Source organism: Pantoea sp. LS15 (assembly GCF_012241585.1).
Taxonomy (GTDB): domain Bacteria; phylum Pseudomonadota; class Gammaproteobacteria; order Enterobacterales; family Enterobacteriaceae; genus Enterobacter.
Window position 1 is genome coordinate 165,423 of sequence record NZ_JAAVXA010000006.1, and the last position, 23,085, is coordinate 188,507.

The window sequence follows — 23,085 nt, forward strand, 5'->3', positions numbered from 1 at the left end:
TGGTAAATAGTTAACTGGCATAACCCTAACATACTGAGAATCTGAGACAACCCTGGGTTTGCTTATGGCATGAATTTTGCTGCAAGCGAAATGGCTGAATTTCCCATGAGCAAAGGGCTGAGCGTGATTTGAGTTTTTCTTAACTTTTTGTTGCAGCATCGGGGAATTTCGCCTGAACTGGACCTGTTCAGGCGAATATGACATGGACATTACAGTGTAGTTGCTATGCAAATACTGGGGAGAAAAATGTCTGTTTATATTAAATTAACGAACGTTAGTGGTGATTAAAAATCCCAGTCCTCATCTTCGGTCTCTACTGCTTTACCCATTACATACGAGGAGCCCGATCCGGAAAAGAAATCGTGGTTTTCGTCAGCATTGGGTGACAGCGCGGCCAGGATCGCCGGGTTCACTTCCGCCATCTCTGGCGGGAATAATGCGTCGTAACCAAGATTCATCAGCGCTTTGTTGGCGTTGTAGCAGAGGAACGCTTTCACGTCTTCCTCCCAGCCGGTTCCGGCATACAGTTCCTCGGTATAGCTCAGCTCGTTATCGTACAAATCCATCAGTAAATCGAGCGCGAAGCCTTTGAGTTCCTCGCGCTTTTGCTCGCTGACTTTCTCCAGTCCTTTCTGGTACTTATAGCCAATGTAATACCCATGTACCGCTTCATCGCGAATGATCAGGCGAATCAAATCAGCGGTGTTGGTCAGCTTGCCCCGGCTGGACCAGTACATCGGCAGCCAGAAGCCGGAATAGAAAAGAAAAGATTCCAGAAACACACTGGCGATCTTCTTCTTCAGCGGCTCATCAGCCTGATAATACGCCAGCACCAGATTCGCCTTGCGTTGTAATGACTCGCTCTCTTCGCTCCAGGTGTATGCCGCATCCACATCTTTGGTCTGGCACAGCGTGGAGAAAATCGAGCTGTAGGAGCGAGCATGCACCGCCTCCATAAAGCTGATGTTCGACATCACCGCCTCTTCATGTGGCGTCAGCGCGTCGGCCATCAGCGCAGGCGCGCCCACGGTGTTCTGGATGGTGTCCAGCAACGTGAGTCCGGTAAAGACGCGGATTGTCAGCTGCTGTTCGGCGTGGTTCAGTGTTTGCCAGGCCGGGATATCGTTGGAGAGCGGCACCTTTTCCGGCAGCCAGAAGTTGCTGGTGAGCCGGTTCCACACCTCCAGATCTTTATCGTCCTGAATTTTATTCCAGTTAACGGCACTCACGCGTGATAGTTTCATCCTTTCTCCTTACAGCGCGCAGGATACGCAGCCTTCGATTTCGGTGCCTTCCAGCGCAAGCTGACGCAGGCGAATGTAGTACAGCGTCTTGATGCCTTTCTTCCAGGCATAGATCTGTGCCTTGTTGATATCGCGGGTGGTGGCGGTATCCGGGAAGAAGAGCGTCAGCGACAGCCCCTGGTCCACGTGTTTTGTTGCCTCGGCGTAGGTGTCGATAATCTTTTCCGGCCCGATTTCATAGGCGTCCTGGTATAGCGCCAGATTGTCGTTGGTCATAAACGGAGCAGGGTAATAGACGCGCCCGGTTTTGCCCTCTTTGCGGATCTCTATTTTCGACACAATCGGGTGAATACTCGACGTGGCATGGTTGATATAAGAGATCGAGCCGGTCGGTGGCACCGCCTGCATGTTCTGGTTGTAGATGCCGTACCGCATTACGTCATCACGCAGTTGTTGCCACATCGCGCGTGTGGGCAGAGTGATCCCGGAACGGTCAAACAGCTGGAGTACTTTCCCGGTTTTTGGCTGCCAGTCGCCTTCCAGATACTGGCTGAAATACTCGCCACTGGCGTAGCGCGACTGCTCAAAACCAGCGAAGCGCTGGTTGCGCTCGCGCGCCAGCATCATTGAGGTATGCAGCGCATGCCAGGTGACGGTGTAAAAATAGAGGTTGGTGAAATCCAGCCCTTCCGGGCTGCCATAGGCGATGCCTTCCCGTGCCAGATAACCGTGCAGGTTCATCTGCCCAAGACCGATGGCGTGCGACGCGGTATTTCCCGCTTCAACAGAAGGCACGCTGCGGATGTGGCTCATGTCCGACACCGCCGTCAGCCCGCGAATGGCGGTTTCAACCGTGCGGCCAAAATCCGGGGAATCCATGGTGTGGGCAATATTCAGCGACCCGAGATTGCAGGAGATATCTTTGCCGATATCCACGTAGTCCAGGTTTTCATCGTAGGCCGACGCGCTGTTGACCTGCAAAATCTCCGAGCACAGGTTGCTCATGTTAATGCGGCCAGCAATCGGGTTGGCGCGGTTCACCGTGTCTTCATACATGATGTACGGATAGCCGGACTCAAACTGGATCTCCGCCAGCGTCTGGAAGAAATCGCGGGCGTTGATATAGGTTTTACGAATGCGCTCATCGGCCACCAGGTCGTTATACAGCGCACTGATAGCGACATCACCGAACGCTTTCCCGTAGATACGCTCAATATCGTAAGGTGAGAACAGCGCCATGTCGGCATTCTCTTTGGCGAGGGCAAAGGTGATATCCGGGATCACCACACCGAGCGACAGCGTTTTGATGCGGATTTTTTCATCGGCGTTTTCGCGTTTGGTGTCGAGAAAACGCAGAATATCCGGATGGTGCGCGTGCAGATACACCGCGCCTGCCCCCTGGCGTGCGCCAAGCTGGTTGGCATAGGAGAAGGCATCTTCCAGCATTTTCATCACCGGGATCACGCCGGAGGACTGGTTTTCAATGCGCTTAATTGGCGCACCGGCTTCACGCAGGTTAGAGAGTAAAAACGCCACGCCGCCGCCACGTTTGGAAAGTTGCAGCGCCGAATTCACCGCGCGACCAATCGACTCCATATTGTCTTCAATACGCAGCAGGAAGCAGGAAACCAGCTCGCCGCGCTGGGCTTTGCCACAGTTAAGGAAGGTCGGCGTGGCGGGCTGGAAGCGGCCGGAGAGGATCTCCGCCATCAGCCGTTCAGCCAGTGCTTCATCGCCCTGGGCCAGCGTCAGCGCCACCATCACCACGCGGTCTTCAAAACTTTCGAGATAGCGTTTACCGTCGAACGTTTTCAGCGTGTAGCTGGTGTAATACTTCCACGCCCCGAGGAAGGTCTGAAAACGAAAACCGCTGGCGTGCGCGCGTTCAAACAACCTCACCACAAAGGCGCGATCGTAGCGGGTGAGGACGCGTTCTTCGTAATAGCCTTCATTGACCAGAAAGTCGAGCCGCGCATTCTGGCTTTCAAACGTTACGCTATTGGGGCGGACGTGGGCGGTGAAAAAGGCGTCCACTGCCTCATGGTCTTTGCCAAACTGGATGCGCCCCTCGCGGTCATAGAGGTTAAGCATCGCGTTTAATGCGTGGTAATCCGGTGTCGCCTGAATTACCCGTTCTGCGGTTGTCGTTGCCAAAATTCCTTCACTCCTTTACGCACGTTCTCTACGTCCTGCTGTGTCCCCATCAGTTCGAAACGATAGAGATACGGCACGCCGCATTTTTGAGAGATAACATCCCCGGCGCGACCAAAGGCGTCGCCGAAATTGCGATTACCCGCTGCGATCACGCCGCGAATATGCTGTCGGTTATGGGGATCGTTAAGAAAGCGGATCACCTGGCGGGGAACTGCCCCCGCCGTACCGCCGCCGCCATAGCTGGGCACCACCAGTATGTAAGGTTCCTCTACCTGGATCCGCTCCCGCTCGTTCAGCGGAATGCGGGTCGCAGGCAGCCCGAGGCGCTCGATAAACCGGAGCGTGTTTTCCGAGCTGCTGGAGAAGAAGACCAGCCCACTCATGCCCTGACGGCCTGAGCGGCGAGGCGGTTGATCATATCCGGACGGAAACCTGACCAACTGGTTTCTCCGGCAACCACCACCGGGAGCTGGCGAAAACCCTGCGCGCGCAGGATATCGGCTGCTTCTGGCTGCTGGTCGATATTCACCATCTCAAATGCCACCCCGCGGCTTTCCATCGCACGTTTAGTTGCATGGCACTGAACGCAATCGTTACGAGTGTAAATAATAATGCTCATGATTCGTATTTCCATTTAAAATGAGAGCACGGCGCGAATGTACGCGTCAGGACTGTGTGTCTTGCTAAAAGGAATACTAGATGTAGTTGTCTTAAGTTTCAACCATACAAGATATGGGAAATTTAGATTGGTTTTGCCCCGATGATGAGCACAACGGGGCAGGGCAGGCTGTGCGGGTTTTTCAGGCGGGGTTACTTACGCAGGTTAAGCAAGGCACCCACAAAGATACCGACGGCGGCTACTGTACCCAGCGTACAGAGCGGTCTTTCACGAACAAAGGAGCTTGCACAGCTGACTGCATCACAGGCCGCCTGAGTCGTACGTGAACGGCCGTTCATCCGCGCACGGGTTTCACGGAGCAGAGACTGAGCCTTACGTTTTGCGGCATCCGCTTCGTCCTTCGCGTCAGTTCCCCAGGATTTCAGTACCTCTTCCAGTGAGTCAGCTAATTGGCTGACATCATTACGAATATCCTGAGCGTCGTCGTTAATATCGTTTCGGTTCGGTCTGTTAAACATACGATCCTCCGTAATTTTGTGTTCCCGTTTAGTTTAGTTCAGAAATGTAATATCTGAAGTGCATCACGCGTTATCAGGCAGTTTATGGAATATTCTGAAAGCCCTGCTAATGCTGAATACTGTAAGGTTGCCGGGCAGGAAAAGATAACGAGGAAAAGATATGTATTTACGACCTGATGAGGTGGCGCGCGTTCTTGAAAAAGAGGGATTCACCATGGATGAGGTGACATCAAAAGCGTATGGATATCGCCGTGGTGAGAATTATGTTTACGTTAATCGTGAAGCCAGAATGGGACGTACCGCGCTCATTATTCACCCGACACTGAAAGACAGAAGTTTGTCATTTGCTGAGCCAGCCTCGGATATTAAAACCTGCGATCATTATCAGCAATTTCCGCTCTATTTAGGCGGCGAGACGCATGAACATTATGGTATTCCGCATGGCTTCAGTTCGCGTATGGCACTGGAGCGGTTTTTGAAGGGACTGTTTGGCGACGTACAGTAAATCTGCGACTGGCGTGCGCCAGTCGCCTCACATTACGCTTTAGCCTGACTGTACTGGCTGACCTTGAACAGGCGGCGACAGTAGTCGAGAAAATAGCCATACACCGCACCCATCAGCATTGAAATCACAATATTCGAACTGACCGCCGCGACGATCTGGTGCCAGTCTGCACCGACTGTCAGCAGAATAGCCACGTAAACCGGGGACTGAAACGTCACATACGCCAGAACGTCAGCCAGGTTTTTGACCCAGCCAGCGGGGCTGATACGGCGTGCAAGGCGCATGACTGCATCGCGGTATAATCCATAAGGCCAGGCAATAATAATGTTAACCGGAATTGCCACCAGACGAGATGAAAGTGACTGCTCGAAGGTCATTCCGGAGAGGAATATTTCAATCAGCATGTTCACGACAGAACAGTAGACAACCATCGCGAAAGTATCCGCTACCGCATGGCGAAGGCGTGATTGCGGTGAGAACATGTCTGAACTCCTTGAGAAGAACACAATAAAAACGATTTTCCCGCAGCGATTAGTGCTTTAGGTTGGTTTGTTTGACGTGTATAGCGTATATCTCTGTGTTTGAACTAACAACTAGTGATTAATTTTTATTTAATCGCGTTTTGTCCACAAAATTCTCTAAAATTGATTGTTTTTTGTTCGGTTCGGTATTTTCTGTCTCTGTGGGTTGTTTTTATATAAAAATCAAATAGTTGATTTTGACATCTCAGATGGGGAAGTCAGTTACTTCTTGTGTCGAGTTATATGCTGTGATTTGTTTTAAGGTTGACCATTTGTATTGATTATGTGAATGCAGGCGGGCGTATCCCGTACGCGGCATCGGATATTATTAATGACGTTATCTAAAAATATTTACATTATTGTCAGGAAAGTCCTGTGGGTAGATATTTAGACAGAAATGAATTATTCTGACTGTGATTTCTCTATTTACCCCAAAGAAAAGGTTTTCAAATAATATGTCTTTGACGTTACAGAATCTTAATAATATCCGAACTCTGCGCGCCATGGCGCGTGAATTATCCCTGGACGTTCTTGAGGAAATGCTGGAAAAGGTCAGGGTCGTTGCTGAAGAGAAACGTAATGAGCTGGCGGAATTAGAGTTGCAGCGTACTGAGCAGCAGGAAAAAATTAACGCTCTGCTGGAACTGATGAAAGCCGATGGTATTTCACCGACTGACCTGCTGGGTTCAGATCTGGCGCAGGCAGGAAAGACGGCGAAAAAACGTAAAGCGCGTGAAGCAAAATATCGCTTTATTGACCAGAACGGTGAAGAAAAAACGTGGACTGGCCAGGGCCGTACACCGAAGCCAATTGCCAGTGCACTGGCAAACGGTAAATCACTGGATGATTTTCTGATCTAATCCATGAGCCGGACGGATCACTCCGTCCGGTTGTCTGTTCAGCAGACGCCGAAATCACCGTCTTCGGCATACAGAGTCAGATCGCTGGCTTTCAGGGTATATTTCTCGCCTTGTTCATTGCTGGCCTGTACCGCCACAATGCTTTCACCCTCAACTTCAATGACTTTCAGTTTCGGACCGCCATTACGCGGTTGCACATAATCACCGACAGAAAACATATTACCTCCTCATCGTTTTAGCGAACTTCACCTTAGCCCACGCGCGCTGCCGGGTACAGTGTAATCCACGGATTACTGCTTATGAGGTACGTCGGTTCCATGGCATCACCTTCAGCAGTCGTGCCATACCGCAAAAACCTGTCAGACCTGCGAACAGCAGCCCGGCTCCCACAAAACCGCTGAGCAGGAAAAAGCTGCTCGAAACGCTATAGCCCAGCACCACACCACAGAGAATCAACAGCCCGGCGGCAATTTGCACCTGGCGCATCAGCGGGAGCGGCTGCGATTTGTCCTCGACAGTCAGCAGTCCGGCCTGCTTCCAGCCCTGAATGCCACCCTCGACGACAAATGCCTGAGCGGGGGCAGCAGCCTGTGCAAGGCGGTCAGCATTCCCGGACGTCCGGGCACCGGACTGACAGTGAAAAATCACGGTTTCACCCGCCTGTGTAGTCAGCCCGCCGGGTAAGGTATCCAGCGGTACGCACTGTGCAGCCGGAATATGCTCGCGGGCATACTCATCGGCATCACGAATATCAATCAGTTTTGCACCTTCAGCAATGCGTGCATTGGCCTGCTGCGGTGAAAGAAGAGGAAGTGACATAGCGACTCCTTACGGGCAATAAAGGGTTTTCAGGGTGCTGATAAGCTGATGCACAGCATCGTTTTTAATGAAATAGAGAATGCGCTGCGCTTCGCGGCTGCTGTCGATAAGACCTTCTTCACGCATACGCGCCAGATGTTGCGACGTGGCGGAGGGGCTAAGTCCCGTTGCACGAGCCAGTTCCCCCGCACTGGTGCCGGGTGCACCGCACAGCGTGCAGAGGATCAGCAACCGACGCGGGTTGCTCATCGCTTTTAAGAGTCCTGCGGCCTGCTCAGCGCTGGCCTGAAGTTGTTCGAGTTCAGTCATGATAGTTTAGCATTTACTTAATTAAGTAAATGCTAAACTAATTTATCGCTTCGCGCCACAAGAGATCGCTATAGATGTGGGTCAGCACCCCCGCAGGGCCAAATTGTTGTTTGATCCAGCGTGTAACCTGGCCGGTCGCCGCATGCTGAGTGGCGAGCAGCATGCGTGAGTCCTGACGTGGATTATTAATGCGTCGGGTGACCAACAACCCTTCTTCCACCGCCTCGCGGGCCATATATTCGGGTAAGAACCCGATCCCTTCCCCCAGAATCTGACACTGACATTTGGTGTTGAAATCCGGCACCAGAATCGCCTCCTGCCCGTGTAATAGCCAGCCGACCTTCTTGTTAATGGTATGGGCGGTATCTTCCACCATGATGTTGGGGTACAGGCGTAGCTGGCTCTCAGCTATTGGTTCCGGGACGAAGGCCAGCGGATGTTCCGGCGCGATAGCGAATACCCAGCGGATAGCGCCAATCTCGGTGTAATCAATGCCACCGCCGTCGAGCAGTGTGTCCGGCGCGCCAATGGCAATATTGGCCTGGTTATTGATGATGGAGTCCCAGACACCGTTATACACCTCGGTCGTCACGGTTATCTGGCAGGTGGGAAACTGCTTTTTCAGCACCTGCAGCAGCCGCGCGGTATGGCGTGGGGTGTATAAAAGCTGATTGATACAGATGCGTACTCGCGCTTCAATGCCCTGAGAAATGGTGTCTATCCCGCGTTTGATGGCATAAAAATCATTCAGCAGATCAGTGGCTTTGCGATAAAAGTAAAAACCGGACTCGGTCAGCTCAATGCTGCGCGTGTTGCGTACAAATAGCACAACGTCTAAGCCGGTCTCCATCCGCTTGATGGTGTAACTGATGGCCGAGGTGGTGACGCCCAGCTCGGTTGCGGCCTTGCTGAAACTGCCGAAGCGTGCGGCGGTGGTAAAGGCCAGCAGGTTCTCTTCGGTAAAGATAGAATTCATATCACTGCTCCTGTGAGCCATCAGTTTTGAACATATTTTAACAGCGTTGTTACAATGCATTTGAAGCCGATCACAGTTCTGACTTTTTGCTGTAAGTCGCGCAGAGCAAGGCTTTGTCAGGCATAAGCAGAATGCAGCCTTACGCGTTAAAAAGCGCGAAAACATAAGGAAAAGATTGCACGGCCGCACGTTTTGGTTGAATTGTTGAATTTAACTCAATAATGAATTGACTGTCGATGAATCATTTTTAAGCGGATTCTTTTCTGAAAAGCCTGTTGCTATTCTCAGTTCATCAGCAATACATCATCGGGAGTCTGAATATGTCTGCAAATGAACTGGTTACTGAATTTTTGCTGGCGGCAGAGCAGGGCGATATTGAAGGGTTAAAAAATTGTCTCGCAACTGGGGTGGATATTAACGCCACCAACCGCCAGAAAAGAACCGCCATTATTATTGCCAGCCTGAATAAACACTATGCGTGTGTTGAGTTATTAATTGCCGCCGGCGCGGATATTGATAAACAAGACCAGACCTGTTTTAACCCCTTCCTGATTAGCTGCCTGACAAACGATTTAACCCTGCTGCGCATCGTCCTTCCGGCAAATCCGGATCTCGACCGTCTGACGCGTTTCGGTGGTGTGGGCATTACACCCGCCAGCGAAAAAGGGCACGTGGAAATTGTGCGCGAATTGCTGGAGAAAACCGATATTAACGTTAACCACACCAACTTTGTTGGCTGGACACCGCTTCTGGAAGCCATCGTGTTAAACGACGGCGGCGCGAAGCAGCAGGAAATTGTGAAGCTGCTGCTGAATCACGGTGCGAACCCGCATATGACCGATAAATACGGAAAAACGCCGCTCGAACTGGCGCGGGAAAAAGGCTTCAACGCGATCGCTGACCTGCTGCTGGCGGCGGGCGCGTAACCTATCCGGCCAGCCTTACCGGCTGGCAACCCTGACATTAAGCATTTTACCGGCGTGCATTTCGCACGACGGCGGCCCCCTTTTATCCTCTTTCAGGAGAAAATAATGCCAACAAAAATCGTCATAAAAAAGAATACCTACTTCGATTCGGTTTCATTAATGTCCGTTTCCACCAAAGCCAATAAATTGCCGGGTGTTGAGCAGGCCTTTGTGGCCATGGCGACGGAGATGAATAAAGGTGTCTTAAAAAATCTCGGATTATTAACGCCGGAATTAGCCGATGCCAAAAACGGCGACCTGATGATCGTGATTAAAGGCGATGCGGCAAATGATGAAACGCTGGCCGCAATCGAAGCGTTATTCACCCGCAAAGAGAGCAGTGGTAGCCATGAAGCACGTTACGCCACGATTGCCAGCGCCAGCACGCACCGTCCGGATAGCAATCTGGCGGTGATTTCAGTCAATGGTACGTTTGCCGCCCGCGAAGCGCGCCAGGCGCTGGAGAACGATCTCAACGTGATGTTGTTTTCCGATAACGTATCACTCGACGACGAGCTGGCGCTGAAGCAACTGGCGCACCAGAAAGGGCTGCTGATGATGGGACCGGACTGTGGCACCGCCATTATCAACGGTGCGGGGTTGTGCTTCGCCAACGCGGTGCGCCGCGGACCGATCGGTATTGTCGGTGCATCCGGTACCGGCAGCCAGGAGCTGAGCGTGCGCATTCACGAATTCGGCGGCGGTGTGTCACAACTGATTGGCACCGGCGGGCGCGATCTCAGCGAGAAAATCGGCGGCATGATGATGCTCGATGCCATTGAGATGCTGGAAGCGGACGACGCCACGCAGGTGATTGCACTCATCTCCAAACCGCCTGCGCCAGCGGTCGCTGAAAAGGTGTTGGCCCGCGCGCGCGCCTGCCGTAAGCCTGTGGTTGTCTGTTTCCTGGGTCGCAATGAACCCCCTGCCGATGAAGACGGGCTGCAGTTTGCCCGTGGCACTAAAGAAGCGGCCCTGAAAGCTGTCCTGCTCACCGGCATCAAAAAAGAGTCACTTGATCTGCACCCGCTCAACTGGCCGCTGATCGAAGAGGTGCGTGCCCGCCTGACTCCACAGCAGAAGTACATTCGCGGCCTGTTCTGCGGCGGCACGTTGTGCGATGAAGCCATGTTTGCCGCGCTGGAGAAATTCGACAACGTCTACAGCAACATTCAGCCGGATCCAACAAAGCGCCTGAGCGACATCAACGTCAGTAAAGCCCATACCTTCCTCGACTTTGGTGACGACGATTTCACCAACGGCAAACCGCACCCGATGATCGACCCAACTAACCGCATCAGCCGTCTGTTGCAGGAAGCGCGCGATCCGGAGGTGGGGGTGATCGTCATGGATTTCGTGCTGGGCTTTGGCGCACACGACGATCCGGTCGGGGTGATGCTCGACGCCATTAAAGAGGCTAAGGCGAGGGCGAAAGCCGACAACCGACCGCTGGAAATTCTGGGTTACGTGCTGGGCACTGACCAGGATCCGCAGTCGCTGGCGCAGCAGTGCCAGCTTCTGACCGATGCAGGTGTGATCTGGGCCAGCAGCAGCACCAATACCGGATTACTGGCGCGTGAATTTGTCTGCAAAGGGGAGAAAGCATAATGACGACATTATTTAACCAGCCGCTGAACGTGATTAACGTTGGTATTGCGATGTTCAGTGACGACCTCAAAAAACAGCACGTGCCCGTCACCCAACTCGACTGGACGCCGCCGGGGCAGGGCAATATGCAGGTGGTGGAAGCGCTGGATCAGCTGGCGAGTAAACCACTGGCGGAAAAAATTGCCGCGGCCAACACCCTCGCCCTCGAGCGCATTATTCAGTCCCATCCGGTGCTGGTGGGTTACGACCAGGCGATCAACGTCGTACCAGGCATGACCCGCACCACTATTTTGCATGCCGGTCCGCCGGTGACGTGGGAAAACATGTGTGGCGCGATGAAAGGGGCGGTAACCGGCGCGCTGGTGTTTGAAGGGCTGGCAAAAGATATCCGCGACGCCGAGCGCGTGGCGGCTTCCGGAGAAATCACCTTCTCGCCATGCCACGAGCACGACTGCGTGGGCTCCATGGCAGGCGTCACTTCGGCATCGATGTTTATGCACATCGTCGAAAACAAAACCTACGGCAACCGCGCGTTCACTAACCTCAGCGAGCAGATGGCGAAAATCCTGCGTATGGGCGCGAATGATCAGAGCGTGATCGACCGCCTGAATTGGATGCGCGACGTGCTCGGCCCGATGCTGCGCGACGCCATGAACATTATCGGTGAAATTGATCTGCGCTTGATGCTGGCACAGGCACTGCACATGGGCGACGAGTGCCACAACCGCAACAACGCGGGCACCACGCTGCTGATCCAGGCGCTGACGCCGGGGCTGATCCAGGCGGGCTACCCGGTGGAACAGCAGCGCGAGGTCTTTGAGTTTGTTGCCAGCAGCGACTACTTCTCCGGCCCGACGTGGATGGCAATGTGTAAAGCCGCGCTGGACGCCGCTCACGGCATTGAATACAGCACTGTAGTGACCACCATGGCGCGTAACGGCTATGAATTCGGCCTGCGTATTTCCGGCCTGCCCGGACAATGGTTTACCGGCCCGGCGCAGCAGGTCATTGGCCCGATGTTCGCAGGCTACAAACCGGAAGACTCCGGGCTGGATATCGGCGACAGCGCCATCACCGAAACCTACGGCATTGGCGGCTTTGCGATGGCAACCGCCCCGGCGATTGTGGCGCTGGTGGGCGGTACGGTGGAGGAAGCCATCGACTTCTCTCGCCAGATGCGCGAAATCACCCTTGGTGAAAACCCGAATGTCACCATTCCGCTGCTGTCGTTTATGGGCATTCCTACTGCCATCGACATCACCAGAGTGGCAGGCAGCGGCATTCTGCCGGTGATCAACACCGCGATTGCCCACAAGGACGCCGGTATCGGCATGATTGGGGCGGGCATCGTTCACCCGCCGTTTAGCTGTTTTGAAAAGGCGCTGTTGACCTTCCGCGATCGCTACTTTTTATAAGGCATGCATCCATGAAAAACATGAAACTGGAGTGGAAAAGAGGTGACTGGGCGGCCTATTTCGGGCTCATGACCAACAACCTGACCAATTTGCTGACCATGATGGGGTTGCTCATTTTTGTCGTCGGCATCCCGAAGGAGATTGTTTATGGACGCATCGCGCCAGCCTTCGGGCTGGCGGTACTGGTGGCGAGCGTCTGCTATGCGTGGTTTGGCCTGCAGATGGCTCGCCAGACCGGGCGTACTGACGTCACTGCGCTGCCGTCCGGCCCGAGCGCACCGTCAATTTTTACTGTGACCTTCCTTGTATTAATGCCGGTTTATCAGCAGACCGGTGATGCGGAATTTGCCATCCAGATCGGTCTGGTGTGGTGTTTCGTGGAAGCGATGATCCTGGCGGGTGGTTCATTTTTAGGGGAAACCATCCGCAAGATGATCCCGCGTACCGTGCTGTTGTCGTGTCTGTCTGGTTTAGGGTTGCTGCTGCTGGCGATGAACCCGATGCTGCAGGCATTTGAGGCGCCAACGGTGTCATTCATCGTGCTGCTGCTGATCTTCATCAACTGGTTTGGTAAAAAGCCGATCTTCGCCCGCATCCCGACAGGCCTGTTGCTGTTGGTTGCCGGTACGGCGCTGGCATGGATCTCTGGCCTGCAAAGCCCGGAAGCGATCAAGGCATCGATGTCATCGTTCGGCTTTAACCCGCCGTCCGTCCATATCGAAGGCTTTATGCAGGGCCTGCCACACGCGCTGCCGTACCTTGCCTCGGCAGTTCCTCTGGGGCTGGCAAACTACATCTTTGACCTGGAGAACATCGAAAGTGCTCATGCGGCAGGGGATGAATACCCGACCCGCAAAGTGATGCTGGCAAACGGTCTGGCATCAATGCTTGGTTGCCTGATGGGTAACCCGTTCCCGGTGACTGTCTATGTTGGCCATGCGGGCTGGAAAGCGATGGGGGCCAGCATTGGCTATACGCTGGCGTCGGGTGTGACCATGTTCATCGTGCCGCTGTTCGGGCTTGGGGCGTTTATGCTCGCCATCATTCCGATGACCGCCATCGTGCCGATTCTGGTGTTTATCGGCGTGGTGACCGCCAACCAGGTGGTGAGGGAAACGCCCAAAGTGGAAGTGCCCGTGATTTTCATCTGTCTGTTCCCGTGGATCGCCAACTGGGCGCTGACCATGATGAACAGTGTGATGGGGGCGGCGGGCACCAGTGCGGCGAAAATCGGTACCGATGTACTGCATAGCAAAGGTATCTACTACGAAGGGCTGGTGCATCTGGGGAATGGCGCACCGCTTGCCAGCATGCTGTGGGGTTGTATCGCCATCTTCGCCATCATCAATAAACCACTGCGTGGTGCCGTTGCGGCGGCTGTCGGCGCGTTGCTGGCGCTGTTTGGGGTGATCCACGCCCCGGTGGTGGGCTTTGCCGAAGGCAGTTCGCTGATGTTCGTCACGGCGTATCTGATGATGGGTGGCATGTTTGTGGTGAAACATTTCTTTGATAGCCGCGAAATTGCGAGCGTTGAGTCAGGCACCGTTGCGAAGGAGAACTCATGAAAGAGCTCATGGTCGTTGCCATTGGCGGCAACAGCATTATCAAAGATAACGCCAGCCAGTCGATTGAACATCAGGCGCTGGCGGTCAAAGCGGTGGCAGAGTCGGTGCTGGAGATGCTGGCATCCGACTACGACATTGTGCTCACACACGGAAACGGCCCCCAGGTGGGGCTGGATCTGCGCCGCGCCGAAATCGCCCACGAGCGGGAAGGGCTGCCCCTGACCCCGCTGGCGAATTGCGTGGCGGATACGCAGGGCGGCATCGGCTACCTGATCCAGCAGGCGCTCAATAACCGCCTGGCCACACGCGGGGAGCAAAAAGCGGTAACAGTCGTCACTCAGGTTGAGGTGGATAAAAATGACCCGGGCTTCACCCATCCAACGAAACCCATCGGTGCATTCTTTAGCGACGCGCAGCGCGATGAGCTGCAACGGGCTCACCCGGACTGGCATTTTATTGAGGACTCTGGCCGGGGGTATCGCCGCGTGGTGGCATCTCCGCAACCGTTACGGATTGTCGAAGCCGATGCCATCAAGACGCTGACGCAGAAAGGCTTTGTGGTGATTGGCGCGGGCGGCGGCGGTATTCCGGTGGTTCGCACACCTGAAGGTGATTACCAGAGCGTCGACGCGGTGATTGATAAGGATCTCTCCACCGCATTGCTGGCACGCGAGATCCACGCTGATGTGCTGGTGATCACCACCGGCGTGGAAAAAGTGTGTATCAACTTCGGTAAGCCAAATCAGCAGGCGCTGGACACCGTCAATGTGGCACAGATGTCGCGGTACAGGGATGAAGGGCACTTCCCGGCGGGTAGCATGCTCCCCAAAATCATCGCCTCGCTGGAATTTTTAAACCACGGCGGCAAGCGCGTGATCATCACATCGCCGGACAGCCTGCCTGCGGCGCTGCGCGGTGAAACCGGCACCCATATTGTTAACGAAGGAAGATAAGATGAGTGAAAACAAAAGCCGACGCGAGTTTATCAGCCAGAGCGGCAAAATGGTCACCGCCTGCGCGCTGTTTGGTGCGACCGGATCTGTCGCGTATGCTGCGGATACCGCGAAGCCAACCTGCGAGACGGGCAAACCGATGAACATCACCGCAAAACACTATTATCTGGATAATGTGCTACTGGAAGCCGGGTTCAATTTCGACGGCGGCGTGGCGACCAGCACCCGTACCGAGCTGAAAACGCTGGAAATTAAAGACGGGAAGATCGTCGCCCTGCGGGATAACAAAAGCCACGCTGATGCCACGCTGCCGCACTACGATGCGGGCAGCAAACTGATGCTACCGGCGATGCGCGACATGCACATCCATCTGGATAAAACCTTTTACGGTGGTCCGTGGCGCTCCCTTAACCGCCCGGCGGGCACCACCATTCAGGATATGATCCGCCTTGAGCAGAAGCTGCTGCCGGAGTTACAGCCGTATACGCAGGAGTGGGCCGAAAAGCTGATCGACCTGATCCAGTCGAAAGGCTCAACTATTGCCCGTAGCCACTGCAACATTGAGCCGGTTTCCGGCCTGAAAAATCTGGAAAATTTGCAGGCGGTCTTAGCGCGCCGCAAGCCCGGTTTTGACTGCGAAATTGTCGCCTTCCCGCAACACGGCCTGCTGCTATCGAACTCTGAAAAACTGATGCGCGAGGCGATGCAGGCGGGGGCGCACTACGTAGGTGGACTCGATCCCACCAACGTGGATGGCGCGATGGAGAAATCCCTCGACACTATGTTCCAGATCGCACTGGATTACGACAAAGGGGTGGACATTCATCTGCACGAAACCAGCCCGGCGGGTGTGGCAGCGGTAAATTACATGGTGGAAACCGTGGAGAAAACGCCAGAGCTGAAGGGCAAACTGACCATCAGCCATGCTTTCGCGCTGGCTACGCTCAACGAACAGCAGGTGGATGAGATCGCCACTCGCATGGCTGCGCAGCAGGTGACCATCGCCTCTACCGTGCCGATTGGTACTCTACATATGCCGCTAAAGCAGTTGCGGGATAAAGGCGTGTTAGTGATGACGGGTACTGACAGCGTAATCGACCACTGGTCGCCGTATGGCCTGGGGGACATGCTGGAAAAAGCCAACCTTTACGCTCAGCTTTATATTCGACCAAACGAGCAGACGCTCTCCCGCGCGCTCGGTATCGCCACCGGCGACGTGCTGCCGCTGAACGACAAAGGTGAGCGCGTGTGGCCGAAAGCGCAGGACGACGCCAGCTTTGTGCTGGTTGACGCTCCCTGTTCCGCCGAAGCTGTGGCGCGTATTTCCCCGCGCACCGCGACGTTCCACAATGGCAACCTCGTCTGGGGCTCGGTGGGCTAATGTGGTGCCGGGTGGCGGCTTCGCCTTACCCGGCCTACTGAAACCCTCAAATCGTAGGCCGGGTAAGCGCAGCGCCACCCGGCAATGTTTTATACTGGGAGGCTCATTCTTAAAGAGGGATCTGCCATGGCACAAAACATCTACGACAACCCGGCGTTTTTCGAAGGCTACGCCCAGCTTCCGCGCTCGGTGCAGGGGCTGGACGGTGCGCCAGAGTGGCCTGCGTTAAAAAGCATGCTGCCGGAGTTATCCGGCAAATCGGTTATTGATCTCGGTTGCGGATACGGCTGGTTCTGCCGCGCGGCGCGTGAGCTGGGTGCGTCTGACGTAATGGGCGTTGATATCTCAGCAAAGATGCTCGCCCGTGCGGCGGAGTTGACCCACGATGACGGGATTCACTATCAACGCAGCGATCTGGAATCTCTCAAGCTCAACGAGAACAGCCTCGATCTGGTCTATAGCTCCCTGGCGCTGCACTACCTGCCAGAGCTGGACACCCTGTTTGCTAAGGTTCAGCGCGCGCTCAAACCCGGCGGCAGTCTGGTCTTTTCGATGGAGCACCCCATTTACACCTGTGCCACGCGTCAGGGCTGGCTGACCGATGATAACGGAGAGCGGTTCTGGGGCGTGAACCATTATCAGGACGAGAGCCAGCGCGTCAGCAACTGGCTGGCAGACGGGGTGATTAAATATCACCGCACGCTGGGCACTACGCTTAACGCGTTGATCAAGGCCGGATTAACGATAAGCGAAGTCAACGAGTGGGGGCCAACGCAGGCACAGATTGATGCCTGGCCTGCACTGGCCGAAGAGGCGGAACGTCCGATGCTGGTACTCATTTCCGCCCGTAAGGCTCAATAACCCACCTTATACACCCGCCCGCTCTGCACGCCTTCCACGCTGCGGCGATAGGCCAGCGCAACGGTGGCGGCGGGCACACTTTCAAAGCCCGGGAAGAAACCATCGTAGGCTTCGGCAGATTCGGTGAGTACCGTTGGGCTAATCAGATTGATGCGGATCCCGCGCGGCAGTTCACAGGCGGCGGCGCGAACAAAACCTTCCAGCGCGGCATTTACCGTGGTGGCGTTTACCCCCTGGGCAATCGGCTCGTGCGCTACAATTCCGCTGATTAGCGTAATTGATCCACCTTCGTTCAGGTAATGCTGGCCGGTCAGCGCCAGGCGCACCTGTCCGAGCAGTTTATCCTGCAGACCCTGGTTGAAATCACTGTCTTTCATCGTGGCGAGCGGACCGAAGTACAAACCCCCGCTGGCGGAGACAATGGCATCCACCGGGCCGATTGTCTCAAACAGCGCCTGCACGCTCGCCTGGGAAGTGATATCCACCTGATAGTCACCCTGCGTGCGACCTACGCGGATTACCTCGTGACGACGACTCAACTCTTCCGTTACTGCCCGACCGACTGTACCGCTGGCACCAATAATGACGATTTTCATCGCAGACTCCTTAATGTTGTGAGCCTTCATTCTTTAATAAATAAAAATGCAGATAAACTGGGCTAAAGTTAGAAGATTACTAACCAGGGGTTTGGAATATGGATAAGCTTCGCAGCATGGAAACCTTTATTGCCGTGGTTGAAAGCGGCAGTTTCACCGGCGCGGCGGCACGGCTGGAGATGTCGGCGGTAATGGTGGGAAAGTATATTGCGCTGCTGGAGTCTCAACTTGGTACGCGTCTTCTGGAGCGTAATACACGACGCCAGAGCCTGACCGACGCAGGACGGGTCTATTTCGACGAGGCGAAGCGGGTACTGGAGCAGGTTGCCATCGCCGAAAGCGCGGTTGAACGCCTGCGCGTGGCACCTGCTGGCACGCTGCGGGTAACGGCCCCCACGTCCTTTGGCGGTTGCGTGATTGCACCGCTCACCGCCACCTTTTTGCAACGCTACCCGGAAGTACGCGTGGAGCTGGATCTGACCAACCGGATGGTGGATCTGGTGGAGGAGGGTGTCGATCTGGCCATCCGCATTGGCGATATTCGCAACGACGACCTGGTCGCGAAATACCTCTGTCCTTATCGGATGGTGATCTGCGCCGCGCCTGATTATCTGGCGCACTACGGCACGCCACAAACGCCCGCCGATCTGGTGGATCATCTTTGTCTGTCCCACAGCGTGTGGACTGCACGCAATGAATGGCGGCTGCCGGGTGTCGAAGGGGAGGTGCGCTGGAAGCGTGATGCCATCCTAAGATGCAACGACGGTTACGGGCTGCGGATGGCCGCAAGAGCCGGGGCCGGGCTGTTATTACAGCCGGAAGTGCTGGTCGCGGAAGAGCTGGAAAGTGGCCGGCTGGTGCGGGTGCTGGAGGATTACATTCCAGAGCCAAGACCGGTGCATTTGTTGTGGCGTCAGGATTTACGCCCGCTCCCTAAGCTAACAGAATTTATCGCCCATATTCTGCTAAGATTGGGCACAATATAATAAAAGAAGGTAAGCAAAGAATGTCTGTGAATAAACTCGCCAGCAGTGCGCAGGGCCTGCAATCATCTGCCATCCGTGAATTATTAAAACATAGCAAAATGGCAGGGGTCATTTCGCTGGGCGGGGGTATTCCTAACCCTGCATTGTTCGATCATGAAGGCCTGAAAATGGCCGCTGATGCCGTATTATCCCAGCATTTTGGCGAAGCTTTCCAGTACGGTCTGACCGAAGGCGTTCCTGGGCTACGTGAAGAAATTCAGCGCATTTGTGAAGGGCGCGGGATCCGCTGTAAGGCGGATGATGTTGTCGTTACCTCTGGTTCACAGCAATCACTTGACGTGCTGGCGCGTGCATTAATTAACCCGGGCGATACCGTCGTCGTCGAGCGTCCAACGTATCTTGCTGCACTGCAGGTATTTGGCCTGGCGCAGGCACATTTTGAATCCGTGGGTACCGATGCTGACGGAATGAAAGTGGATGAGCTCGAAGCGCTGGTGGCCAATAAAACCATTAAAGCGGTTTATATTGTGCCGACATTTGGTAACCCGGGTGGGGTAACGCTTTCTGAACCGCGTCGTAAAAAGCTGGTGGAATTATCGAAGCGCTATGACTTCGTCATTATTGAAGACGATCCGTACAGCGAAATTAATTACACCGATGAAGTTTTCCGCCCGTTAATTGCCCACGCCAAAGATATCGGTAACGAAGAGAACGTGGTGTATACCTCAACCTTCTCTAAAATTCTTGCGCCAGGCACCCGCGTGGGCTGGGTGCTGGTACCGGAGTGGCTGAAGCGCGCAGTGGTGAATCTCAAGCAAACCACCGATCTGCACACCAGCACGCTGTCACAGCTGATGACGTACGAATACCTGAAAACCGGTCGTCTTGCCGATCAGATTAAAATGATCCGCGAAGCCTATCGCCAGAAATATCAGACGTTCGCAACAGAACTGGAAGCCGAGCTGGGCGATGTGATGTCATTCCACAAGCCGAAGGGCGGCATGTTCCTGTGGGCGACTATGAAAAATGGGAGTAATACCACTCGCTGGCTGGAAAAAACGTTAAGTAACGGCGTAGTATTTGTGCCGGGCGAATTTTTCTACTGCAATGAGCCAGACCATTCGACGCTGCGTATGTCGTTTGTCACGCCAACGGATGAAGAGCTGAAAGAGGCGGTTCAACGCCTGAAAAAATCGCTGTAAAAGACCTGCGCATAATGGCGTTCCTGCCGTTATGCGCAATATACTTGCAGCGCGGCCAGAGCCGCTTTCTTCCATGGTGATCTCCATGTTTGAATTTCTGATCGGTGTCGTTACGCACACGCCCGTCTGGGTGTGGGTGCTTTTTGTCTTTCTCATCTCTCGCGGTATCAAAGCCCGCAAGCCCACCACCGTTACGCTGGAGAGGCTTGCCATCATTCCGGCGATCTTTCTTATCTGGGATATTTACGATCTGGTGGTCTATCGCACGCTGAGCCCTGGAACCGTTGCCTTGTGGATTGCCGGGATCCTTGCCGGATCTGCGCTGGGATATGTCCTGATCAGGCAGACAGTTATCACCCGTGCAGATGCACCGCGCAGCCTTTTCCGCCAGGCAGATTACACCGCGCTGCCATTTATGATGCTGGCGTTTGGGGTGAAGTATGTGCTGGGCGTGATGAGCGCGGTCTCTCCGCAGACAATGCAGCAGCCCGCCATGAGCGCGCTGGCGATCGTCTCCGGCGGTGTGTTTGCGGGCGTCTTTATTGGGAAGTTTGCGCACTATGTTGGGGTGTATAACACCCGGGTTCAGGCCTGAATTTACAGTAGCCCTTTTTGCGTGAAGGTAATGCGCGTGGCTTCGTTGAGATCCAGCGTTTTTAACGATTCCGGATTAACCCAGGCGATCTCCTGAAACTCTTCATTAAACGTGACTTCCCGGTTGGCGCTGATGCAGTCGAAGATCAGATAGATCATGTAAATCTCCTCTGTGGTGCCATCGGCGTAGGTTTTGACCCTGATGTCATCGCGAAAAGCCCATGGCGTGACCGAGGCGATCTCCAGCGCTTCGCCAAGCTCTTCGCGGATCTCACGGCGCAATGCCTGTTCCATGGTTTCGCCCGGCTCCATTCCGCCGCCGGAGAGAGCCCACTGGCCGGGGAACACGCCGCGATCGTCGGCCATTTTGCACAGCAGGTAGGCCCCGTCGTTCTGGATGATGGGGCAGACAATGGTTCGTTGGCGCATGATTTCTTCCTGAAAAATGAATTTGGGCTACTTTAGCAGATTGGGGGTGAGGGTTATGTTAGAGGTGTTCGATTCTCGCTCCCTGGTTTTCTGCGTTTTGTTGCAGATTTAGCCAGAATTCAATGCTGGTATCGAATGCGTTTGCCAGTCTTAAGGCCAAATCCACGGTGAGTTTTATTTTATTGCTTAACAGCGCGCTGGCAGTGGTGTGATCGGTGTTTATTCTCTCTGCCAGTTCTGAGATGCCGAGACTGAGTGGCTTAAGATAATCGTGCAGCAACACTTCGCCTGGTGTGGTTGGGATGCGTATTTTTTCCTGGTTATTCATAATTAACATCCTGTTTATAAATATAAAATGAGTGCGGTTTGATGCCCTCACCCCGACCTTGCAGGATCGGTCTCTTCAACCAATGCTTCGCAACAGCGTTGGCAGTTGTCGGCAAGTTCAGTGAAGTCGGTATTGTGGCCGAAGGGGGTCGTGAAAAGTGCGTTACTGGTGGTCATATGACACTTTCCATTAAGTAATTAAGACACTGCCAGAGAAATGCCAATTTCCCGGGTGGCAGGACTGAACGGAGTTGGCATTACCGGCCTTAATGGACACCGGCGCGTCTTGCGACGCCCCCGTCCAGCCCACCATTGAAATGTAGCCAGACGCACGGCGCAACAAGAGCTCACGCCGCTATTAAGTTTAACCGGGATGCCAATCCCGACGCCAGATTTTGCTGGCGTGGAAGGAACATACGCCCGATTAACCCTAATAAAAAGCAGGCTACCCAGAAGAAGTTAAATCCTGCGAGGCGGCTTCAGAAAATGATGTAAGGCGTTTCATCACCGCTCCCTCAGCGCCTCCTTCGCCCGGTTAAACGGCTTAATCATATAATCCAGCACCGTTTTTTCTCCGGTCTTAATGTCCACCGTCGCAATCATCCCCGGTACAATCGAGAAGTGCCTGCCTGCTTTATTCACCAGGTAGTCCTGGCTGGTGCGGATAAACACCCGATAATAGAACACCTCCGGCTTGGCTTCGTCCTGGATGGTGTCCGGGGAAATGGTCTCCACCACCCCGTGCAGCCCGCCGTAAATGGCGTAATCATAGGCAGTGATTTTGACCAGCGCCTCCTGGTTCGGGTGGATAAAGGCGATATCGCGCGGCGAGAGGCGGGTTTCAATCAGCAGGTGATCGTCCACCGGCACAATCTCCATCAACTCACCGTTAGGCGGGATCACACCGCCGATGGTGGTGACCTTGATGTTTTTCACGATCCCGCGCACCGGGGATTTTACGGTCAGACGGGTGACGGAATCCTGACGACCTTTAAGAATGGCGGAGACCATATCCACCTCCGCGTTGGCCTTGGAGAGCGCCTCGCGGGCCTGAACGTAATACTGCGAGCGCACGTCGGTGAGCTTCAGCTCCAGGTCACTTTTTTGCCGCTGCAGCCGTAGCACCTCTACGTGGCTGGCAGCGCCGGTTTTCACCAGACGTTGGGTGATCGCCAGCTCTTTATTCGCCAGGTCTAACGCGGCGCGCAACTCTCGCTGGGTGTCATCCAGTTGTGCGCGGCGGGAGTTGTAGAGTCGTGTTTCATCGGCAATCAGATCCGGCCATTTTGCCAGCGAAGGGGGAAACTTCAGCGGGAGATCGTTCACCTCAGCGTACAGACGCGCGCTGGAGGCCAGTGAAGCGCGGTAGCGCGCCGCACTTTCGCCGACGTTCGATTCGGAACGCGTCGGATCAAGGCGTGCCAGCACCTGCCCGGCTTGCACCTGATCCCCTTCGTGGACGTTCAGTTCGGTGAGGATCCCGCCGTCAAGCGACTGCAATACCTGCTCGCGCGAGCTGGGGATCACTTTACCCGAGCCGGTTGACACCTCATCCAGCACGCCGAACCACGCCCAGACGCCCAGGACGACAAACATCAGCAGCGAGAAGATCACGATCCGTCGCGCACCGGTGTAGCCGCTTTCGGAGTCGAGGGCTTTATCCAGATCGTCCATTGCC

General features: G+C 54.6%; 26 protein-coding genes. 12 read left to right on the plus strand and 14 right to left on the minus strand.

The features are described 5' to 3' along the window. Positions 1 to 284 precede the first annotated feature (284 nt). The 5 genes from nrdF to HED65_RS11495 form a co-directional block, all read right to left on the minus strand. The gene (gene nrdF / locus HED65_RS11475; protein WP_114978676.1) at positions 285 to 1,244 is read right to left on the minus strand and encodes a class 1b ribonucleoside-diphosphate reductase subunit beta; all 960 of its coding nucleotides are present in this window, start codon (positions 1,242 to 1,244) and stop codon (positions 285 to 287) included. 9 nt (positions 1,245 to 1,253) lie between these two features. Beyond that, positions 1,254 to 3,398 carry a class 1b ribonucleoside-diphosphate reductase subunit alpha gene (gene nrdE, locus HED65_RS11480; protein ID WP_114978677.1) on the minus strand — a complete coding sequence of 715 codons (2,145 nt, stop codon included), beginning with the start codon at positions 3,396 to 3,398 and terminating at the stop codon, positions 1,254 to 1,256. Further along, the gene (gene nrdI / locus HED65_RS11485) at positions 3,371 to 3,781 is read right to left on the minus strand and encodes a class Ib ribonucleoside-diphosphate reductase assembly flavoprotein NrdI (protein WP_114978678.1); all 411 of its coding nucleotides are present in this window, start codon (positions 3,779 to 3,781) and stop codon (positions 3,371 to 3,373) included. The genes nrdE and nrdI overlap by 28 nt, the downstream gene beginning before the upstream one ends. Continuing rightward, entirely contained in the window at positions 3,778 to 4,017 is a 240-nt protein-coding gene (nrdH, locus tag HED65_RS11490; protein WP_114978679.1) for a glutaredoxin-like protein NrdH, read from the minus strand. Before nrdH ends, nrdI begins: the two co-directional genes overlap by 4 nt. Positions 4,018 to 4,208: 191 nt before the next feature. Beyond that, on the minus strand, positions 4,209 to 4,535 hold the full coding sequence (locus tag HED65_RS11495; RefSeq protein WP_114978680.1) for an ElaB/YgaM/YqjD family protein: 327 nt from the start codon (positions 4,533 to 4,535) through the stop codon (positions 4,209 to 4,211). 160 nt (positions 4,536 to 4,695) lie between these two features. Here HED65_RS11495 and HED65_RS11500 point away from each other — a divergent pair, with 160 nt between their 5' ends. Next, a complete protein-coding gene (locus HED65_RS11500; protein ID WP_006811693.1) occupies positions 4,696 to 5,040 on the plus strand; it encodes a DUF2002 family protein in 345 nt (114 codons plus the stop codon). Positions 5,041 to 5,072: 32 nt separating this feature from the next. On the opposite strand, the gene alaE is transcribed toward HED65_RS11500, so the two are convergent. Beyond that, complete coding sequence (gene alaE, locus HED65_RS11505) at positions 5,073 to 5,522, minus strand: L-alanine exporter AlaE (RefSeq protein WP_114978681.1); 450 nt, start codon at positions 5,520 to 5,522, stop codon at positions 5,073 to 5,075. A gap of 494 nt (positions 5,523 to 6,016) precedes the next feature. On the opposite strand from alaE, the gene stpA reads away from it, so the two are divergent. After that, positions 6,017 to 6,421 carry a DNA-binding protein StpA gene (stpA, locus tag HED65_RS11510; protein ID WP_114978682.1) on the plus strand — a complete coding sequence of 135 codons (405 nt, stop codon included), beginning with the start codon at positions 6,017 to 6,019 and terminating at the stop codon, positions 6,419 to 6,421. A 38-nt stretch (positions 6,422 to 6,459) separates the two neighbouring features. Here the strand turns inward: stpA and HED65_RS11515 are convergent, their stop codons facing one another. The 4 genes from HED65_RS11515 to HED65_RS11530 form a co-directional block, all read right to left on the minus strand. Beyond that, a complete protein-coding gene (locus tag HED65_RS11515) occupies positions 6,460 to 6,639 on the minus strand; it encodes a GDFGVC terminal motif YodC-like protein (RefSeq protein ID WP_114978683.1) in 180 nt (59 codons plus the stop codon). Positions 6,640 to 6,718: 79 nt separating this feature from the next. After that, positions 6,719 to 7,240: a rhodanese family protein gene (locus HED65_RS11520; protein ID WP_114978684.1), complete on the minus strand. Its 522-nt coding sequence runs from the start codon at positions 7,238 to 7,240 to the stop codon at positions 6,719 to 6,721. A 9-nt stretch (positions 7,241 to 7,249) separates the two neighbouring features. Then, positions 7,250 to 7,549 (minus strand): ArsR/SmtB family transcription factor, encoded by a 300-nt coding sequence (locus tag HED65_RS11525; RefSeq protein ID WP_028016787.1) that lies wholly within the window; start codon positions 7,547 to 7,549, stop codon positions 7,250 to 7,252. Positions 7,550 to 7,586: 37 nt separating this feature from the next. Then, the gene (locus HED65_RS11530; protein ID WP_114978685.1) at positions 7,587 to 8,525 is read right to left on the minus strand and encodes a LysR substrate-binding domain-containing protein; all 939 of its coding nucleotides are present in this window, start codon (positions 8,523 to 8,525) and stop codon (positions 7,587 to 7,589) included. Positions 8,526 to 8,845: 320 nt separating this feature from the next. On the opposite strand from HED65_RS11530, the gene HED65_RS11535 reads away from it, so the two are divergent. The 7 genes from HED65_RS11535 to HED65_RS11565 all read left to right on the plus strand — a co-directional run bounded on the left by HED65_RS11535 (position 8,846) and on the right by HED65_RS11565 (position 17,273). Next, positions 8,846 to 9,451, plus strand: a complete 606-nt coding sequence (locus HED65_RS11535) for an ankyrin repeat domain-containing protein (RefSeq protein WP_114978686.1) — start codon at positions 8,846 to 8,848, stop codon at positions 9,449 to 9,451. Positions 9,452 to 9,556: 105 nt separating this feature from the next. Further along, positions 9,557 to 11,098: an acyl-CoA synthetase FdrA gene (gene fdrA / locus HED65_RS11540; protein ID WP_114978687.1), complete on the plus strand. Its 1,542-nt coding sequence runs from the start codon at positions 9,557 to 9,559 to the stop codon at positions 11,096 to 11,098. Beyond that, on the plus strand, positions 11,098 to 12,513 hold the full coding sequence (locus tag HED65_RS11545) for a YlbE family protein (RefSeq protein WP_028016783.1): 1,416 nt from the start codon (positions 11,098 to 11,100) through the stop codon (positions 12,511 to 12,513). The genes fdrA and HED65_RS11545 overlap by 1 nt, the downstream gene beginning before the upstream one ends. An 11-nt stretch (positions 12,514 to 12,524) precedes the next feature. Next, complete coding sequence (locus HED65_RS11550; RefSeq protein WP_114978689.1) at positions 12,525 to 14,078, plus strand: xanthine permease; 1,554 nt, start codon at positions 12,525 to 12,527, stop codon at positions 14,076 to 14,078. Next, on the plus strand, positions 14,075 to 15,031 hold the full coding sequence (locus HED65_RS11555; RefSeq protein WP_114978690.1) for a carbamate kinase family protein: 957 nt from the start codon (positions 14,075 to 14,077) through the stop codon (positions 15,029 to 15,031). The genes HED65_RS11550 and HED65_RS11555 overlap by 4 nt, the downstream gene beginning before the upstream one ends. A 1-nt stretch (position 15,032) precedes the next feature. Then, positions 15,033 to 16,412, plus strand: coding sequence for an amidohydrolase family protein (locus HED65_RS11560; RefSeq protein WP_114978691.1), 1,380 nt, complete (start codon positions 15,033 to 15,035; stop codon positions 16,410 to 16,412). A gap of 126 nt (positions 16,413 to 16,538) precedes the next feature. Further along, on the plus strand, positions 16,539 to 17,273 hold the full coding sequence (locus HED65_RS11565; protein WP_114978692.1) for a class I SAM-dependent methyltransferase: 735 nt from the start codon (positions 16,539 to 16,541) through the stop codon (positions 17,271 to 17,273). On the opposite strand, the gene HED65_RS11570 is transcribed toward HED65_RS11565, so the two are convergent. Further along, on the minus strand, positions 17,267 to 17,869 hold the full coding sequence (locus HED65_RS11570; RefSeq protein WP_114978693.1) for a short chain dehydrogenase: 603 nt from the start codon (positions 17,867 to 17,869) through the stop codon (positions 17,267 to 17,269). The genes HED65_RS11565 and HED65_RS11570 overlap by 7 nt on opposite strands. Positions 17,870 to 17,967: 98 nt before the next feature. Between HED65_RS11570 and HED65_RS11575 the strand changes: the two genes are divergently transcribed. The 3 genes from HED65_RS11575 to HED65_RS11585 all read left to right on the plus strand — a co-directional run bounded on the left by HED65_RS11575 (position 17,968) and on the right by HED65_RS11585 (position 20,652). Beyond that, on the plus strand, positions 17,968 to 18,855 hold the full coding sequence (locus tag HED65_RS11575) for a LysR family transcriptional regulator (protein ID WP_114978694.1): 888 nt from the start codon (positions 17,968 to 17,970) through the stop codon (positions 18,853 to 18,855). Between the two features lie 20 nt (positions 18,856 to 18,875). Continuing rightward, positions 18,876 to 20,057, plus strand: coding sequence for an aminotransferase-like domain-containing protein (locus tag HED65_RS11580; protein WP_114978695.1), 1,182 nt, complete (start codon positions 18,876 to 18,878; stop codon positions 20,055 to 20,057). A gap of 85 nt (positions 20,058 to 20,142) precedes the next feature. Next, entirely contained in the window at positions 20,143 to 20,652 is a 510-nt protein-coding gene (locus HED65_RS11585) for a DUF6622 family protein (protein ID WP_114978696.1), read from the plus strand. 2 nt (positions 20,653 to 20,654) lie between these two features. Here HED65_RS11585 and nudI read toward each other — a convergent pair whose 3' ends face one another. The 3 genes from nudI to HED65_RS11605 all read right to left on the minus strand — a co-directional run bounded on the left by nudI (position 20,655) and on the right by HED65_RS11605 (position 23,081). Then, positions 20,655 to 21,080, minus strand: a complete 426-nt coding sequence (gene nudI / locus HED65_RS11590) for a nucleoside triphosphatase NudI (protein ID WP_114978697.1) — start codon at positions 21,078 to 21,080, stop codon at positions 20,655 to 20,657. 58 nt (positions 21,081 to 21,138) lie between these two features. Next, positions 21,139 to 21,408 carry a HigA family addiction module antitoxin gene (locus HED65_RS11595; RefSeq protein WP_168112392.1) on the minus strand — a complete coding sequence of 90 codons (270 nt, stop codon included), beginning with the start codon at positions 21,406 to 21,408 and terminating at the stop codon, positions 21,139 to 21,141. Between the two features lie 503 nt (positions 21,409 to 21,911). Further along, the gene (locus HED65_RS11605; RefSeq protein ID WP_114978732.1) at positions 21,912 to 23,081 is read right to left on the minus strand and encodes a beta-barrel domain-containing protein; all 1,170 of its coding nucleotides are present in this window, start codon (positions 23,079 to 23,081) and stop codon (positions 21,912 to 21,914) included. Between the last annotated feature and the right edge of the window lie 4 nt (positions 23,082 to 23,085).

Coding starts and splice junctions, on each gene's coding strand:
- HED65_RS11560 (WP_114978691.1), top strand. CDS start 15,033: ATGAGTGAAAACAAAAGCCGACGCGAGTTTATCAGCCAGAGCGGCAAA.
- nudI (WP_114978697.1), bottom strand. CDS start 21,080: ATGCGCCAACGAACCATTGTCTGCCCCATCATCCAGAACGACGGGGCC.
- HED65_RS11550 (WP_114978689.1), top strand. CDS start 12,525: ATGAAAAACATGAAACTGGAGTGGAAAAGAGGTGACTGGGCGGCCTAT.
- HED65_RS11500 (WP_006811693.1), top strand. CDS start 4,696: ATGTATTTACGACCTGATGAGGTGGCGCGCGTTCTTGAAAAAGAGGGA.
- HED65_RS11525 (WP_028016787.1), bottom strand. CDS start 7,549: ATGACTGAACTCGAACAACTTCAGGCCAGCGCTGAGCAGGCCGCAGGA.
- HED65_RS11555 (WP_114978690.1), top strand. CDS start 14,075: ATGAAAGAGCTCATGGTCGTTGCCATTGGCGGCAACAGCATTATCAAA.
- HED65_RS11530 (WP_114978685.1), bottom strand. CDS start 8,525: ATGAATTCTATCTTTACCGAAGAGAACCTGCTGGCCTTTACCACCGCC.
- HED65_RS11545 (WP_028016783.1), top strand. CDS start 11,098: ATGACGACATTATTTAACCAGCCGCTGAACGTGATTAACGTTGGTATT.
- HED65_RS11605 (WP_114978732.1), bottom strand. CDS start 23,081: ATGGACGATCTGGATAAAGCCCTCGACTCCGAAAGCGGCTACACCGGT.
- HED65_RS11585 (WP_114978696.1), top strand. CDS start 20,143: ATGTTTGAATTTCTGATCGGTGTCGTTACGCACACGCCCGTCTGGGTG.
- HED65_RS11575 (WP_114978694.1), top strand. CDS start 17,968: ATGGATAAGCTTCGCAGCATGGAAACCTTTATTGCCGTGGTTGAAAGC.
- HED65_RS11570 (WP_114978693.1), bottom strand. CDS start 17,869: ATGAAAATCGTCATTATTGGTGCCAGCGGTACAGTCGGTCGGGCAGTA.
- alaE (WP_114978681.1), bottom strand. CDS start 5,522: ATGTTCTCACCGCAATCACGCCTTCGCCATGCGGTAGCGGATACTTTC.
- fdrA (WP_114978687.1), top strand. CDS start 9,557: ATGCCAACAAAAATCGTCATAAAAAAGAATACCTACTTCGATTCGGTT.
- HED65_RS11520 (WP_114978684.1), bottom strand. CDS start 7,240: ATGTCACTTCCTCTTCTTTCACCGCAGCAGGCCAATGCACGCATTGCT.
- HED65_RS11495 (WP_114978680.1), bottom strand. CDS start 4,535: ATGTTTAACAGACCGAACCGAAACGATATTAACGACGACGCTCAGGAT.
- HED65_RS11535 (WP_114978686.1), top strand. CDS start 8,846: ATGTCTGCAAATGAACTGGTTACTGAATTTTTGCTGGCGGCAGAGCAG.
- nrdH (WP_114978679.1), bottom strand. CDS start 4,017: ATGAGCATTATTATTTACACTCGTAACGATTGCGTTCAGTGCCATGCA.
- stpA (WP_114978682.1), top strand. CDS start 6,017: ATGTCTTTGACGTTACAGAATCTTAATAATATCCGAACTCTGCGCGCC.
- HED65_RS11565 (WP_114978692.1), top strand. CDS start 16,539: ATGGCACAAAACATCTACGACAACCCGGCGTTTTTCGAAGGCTACGCC.
- nrdI (WP_114978678.1), bottom strand. CDS start 3,781: ATGAGTGGGCTGGTCTTCTTCTCCAGCAGCTCGGAAAACACGCTCCGG.
- HED65_RS11515 (WP_114978683.1), bottom strand. CDS start 6,639: ATGTTTTCTGTCGGTGATTATGTGCAACCGCGTAATGGCGGTCCGAAA.
- HED65_RS11580 (WP_114978695.1), top strand. CDS start 18,876: ATGTCTGTGAATAAACTCGCCAGCAGTGCGCAGGGCCTGCAATCATCT.
- nrdF (WP_114978676.1), bottom strand. CDS start 1,244: ATGAAACTATCACGCGTGAGTGCCGTTAACTGGAATAAAATTCAGGAC.
- HED65_RS11595 (WP_168112392.1), bottom strand. CDS start 21,408: ATGAATAACCAGGAAAAAATACGCATCCCAACCACACCAGGCGAAGTG.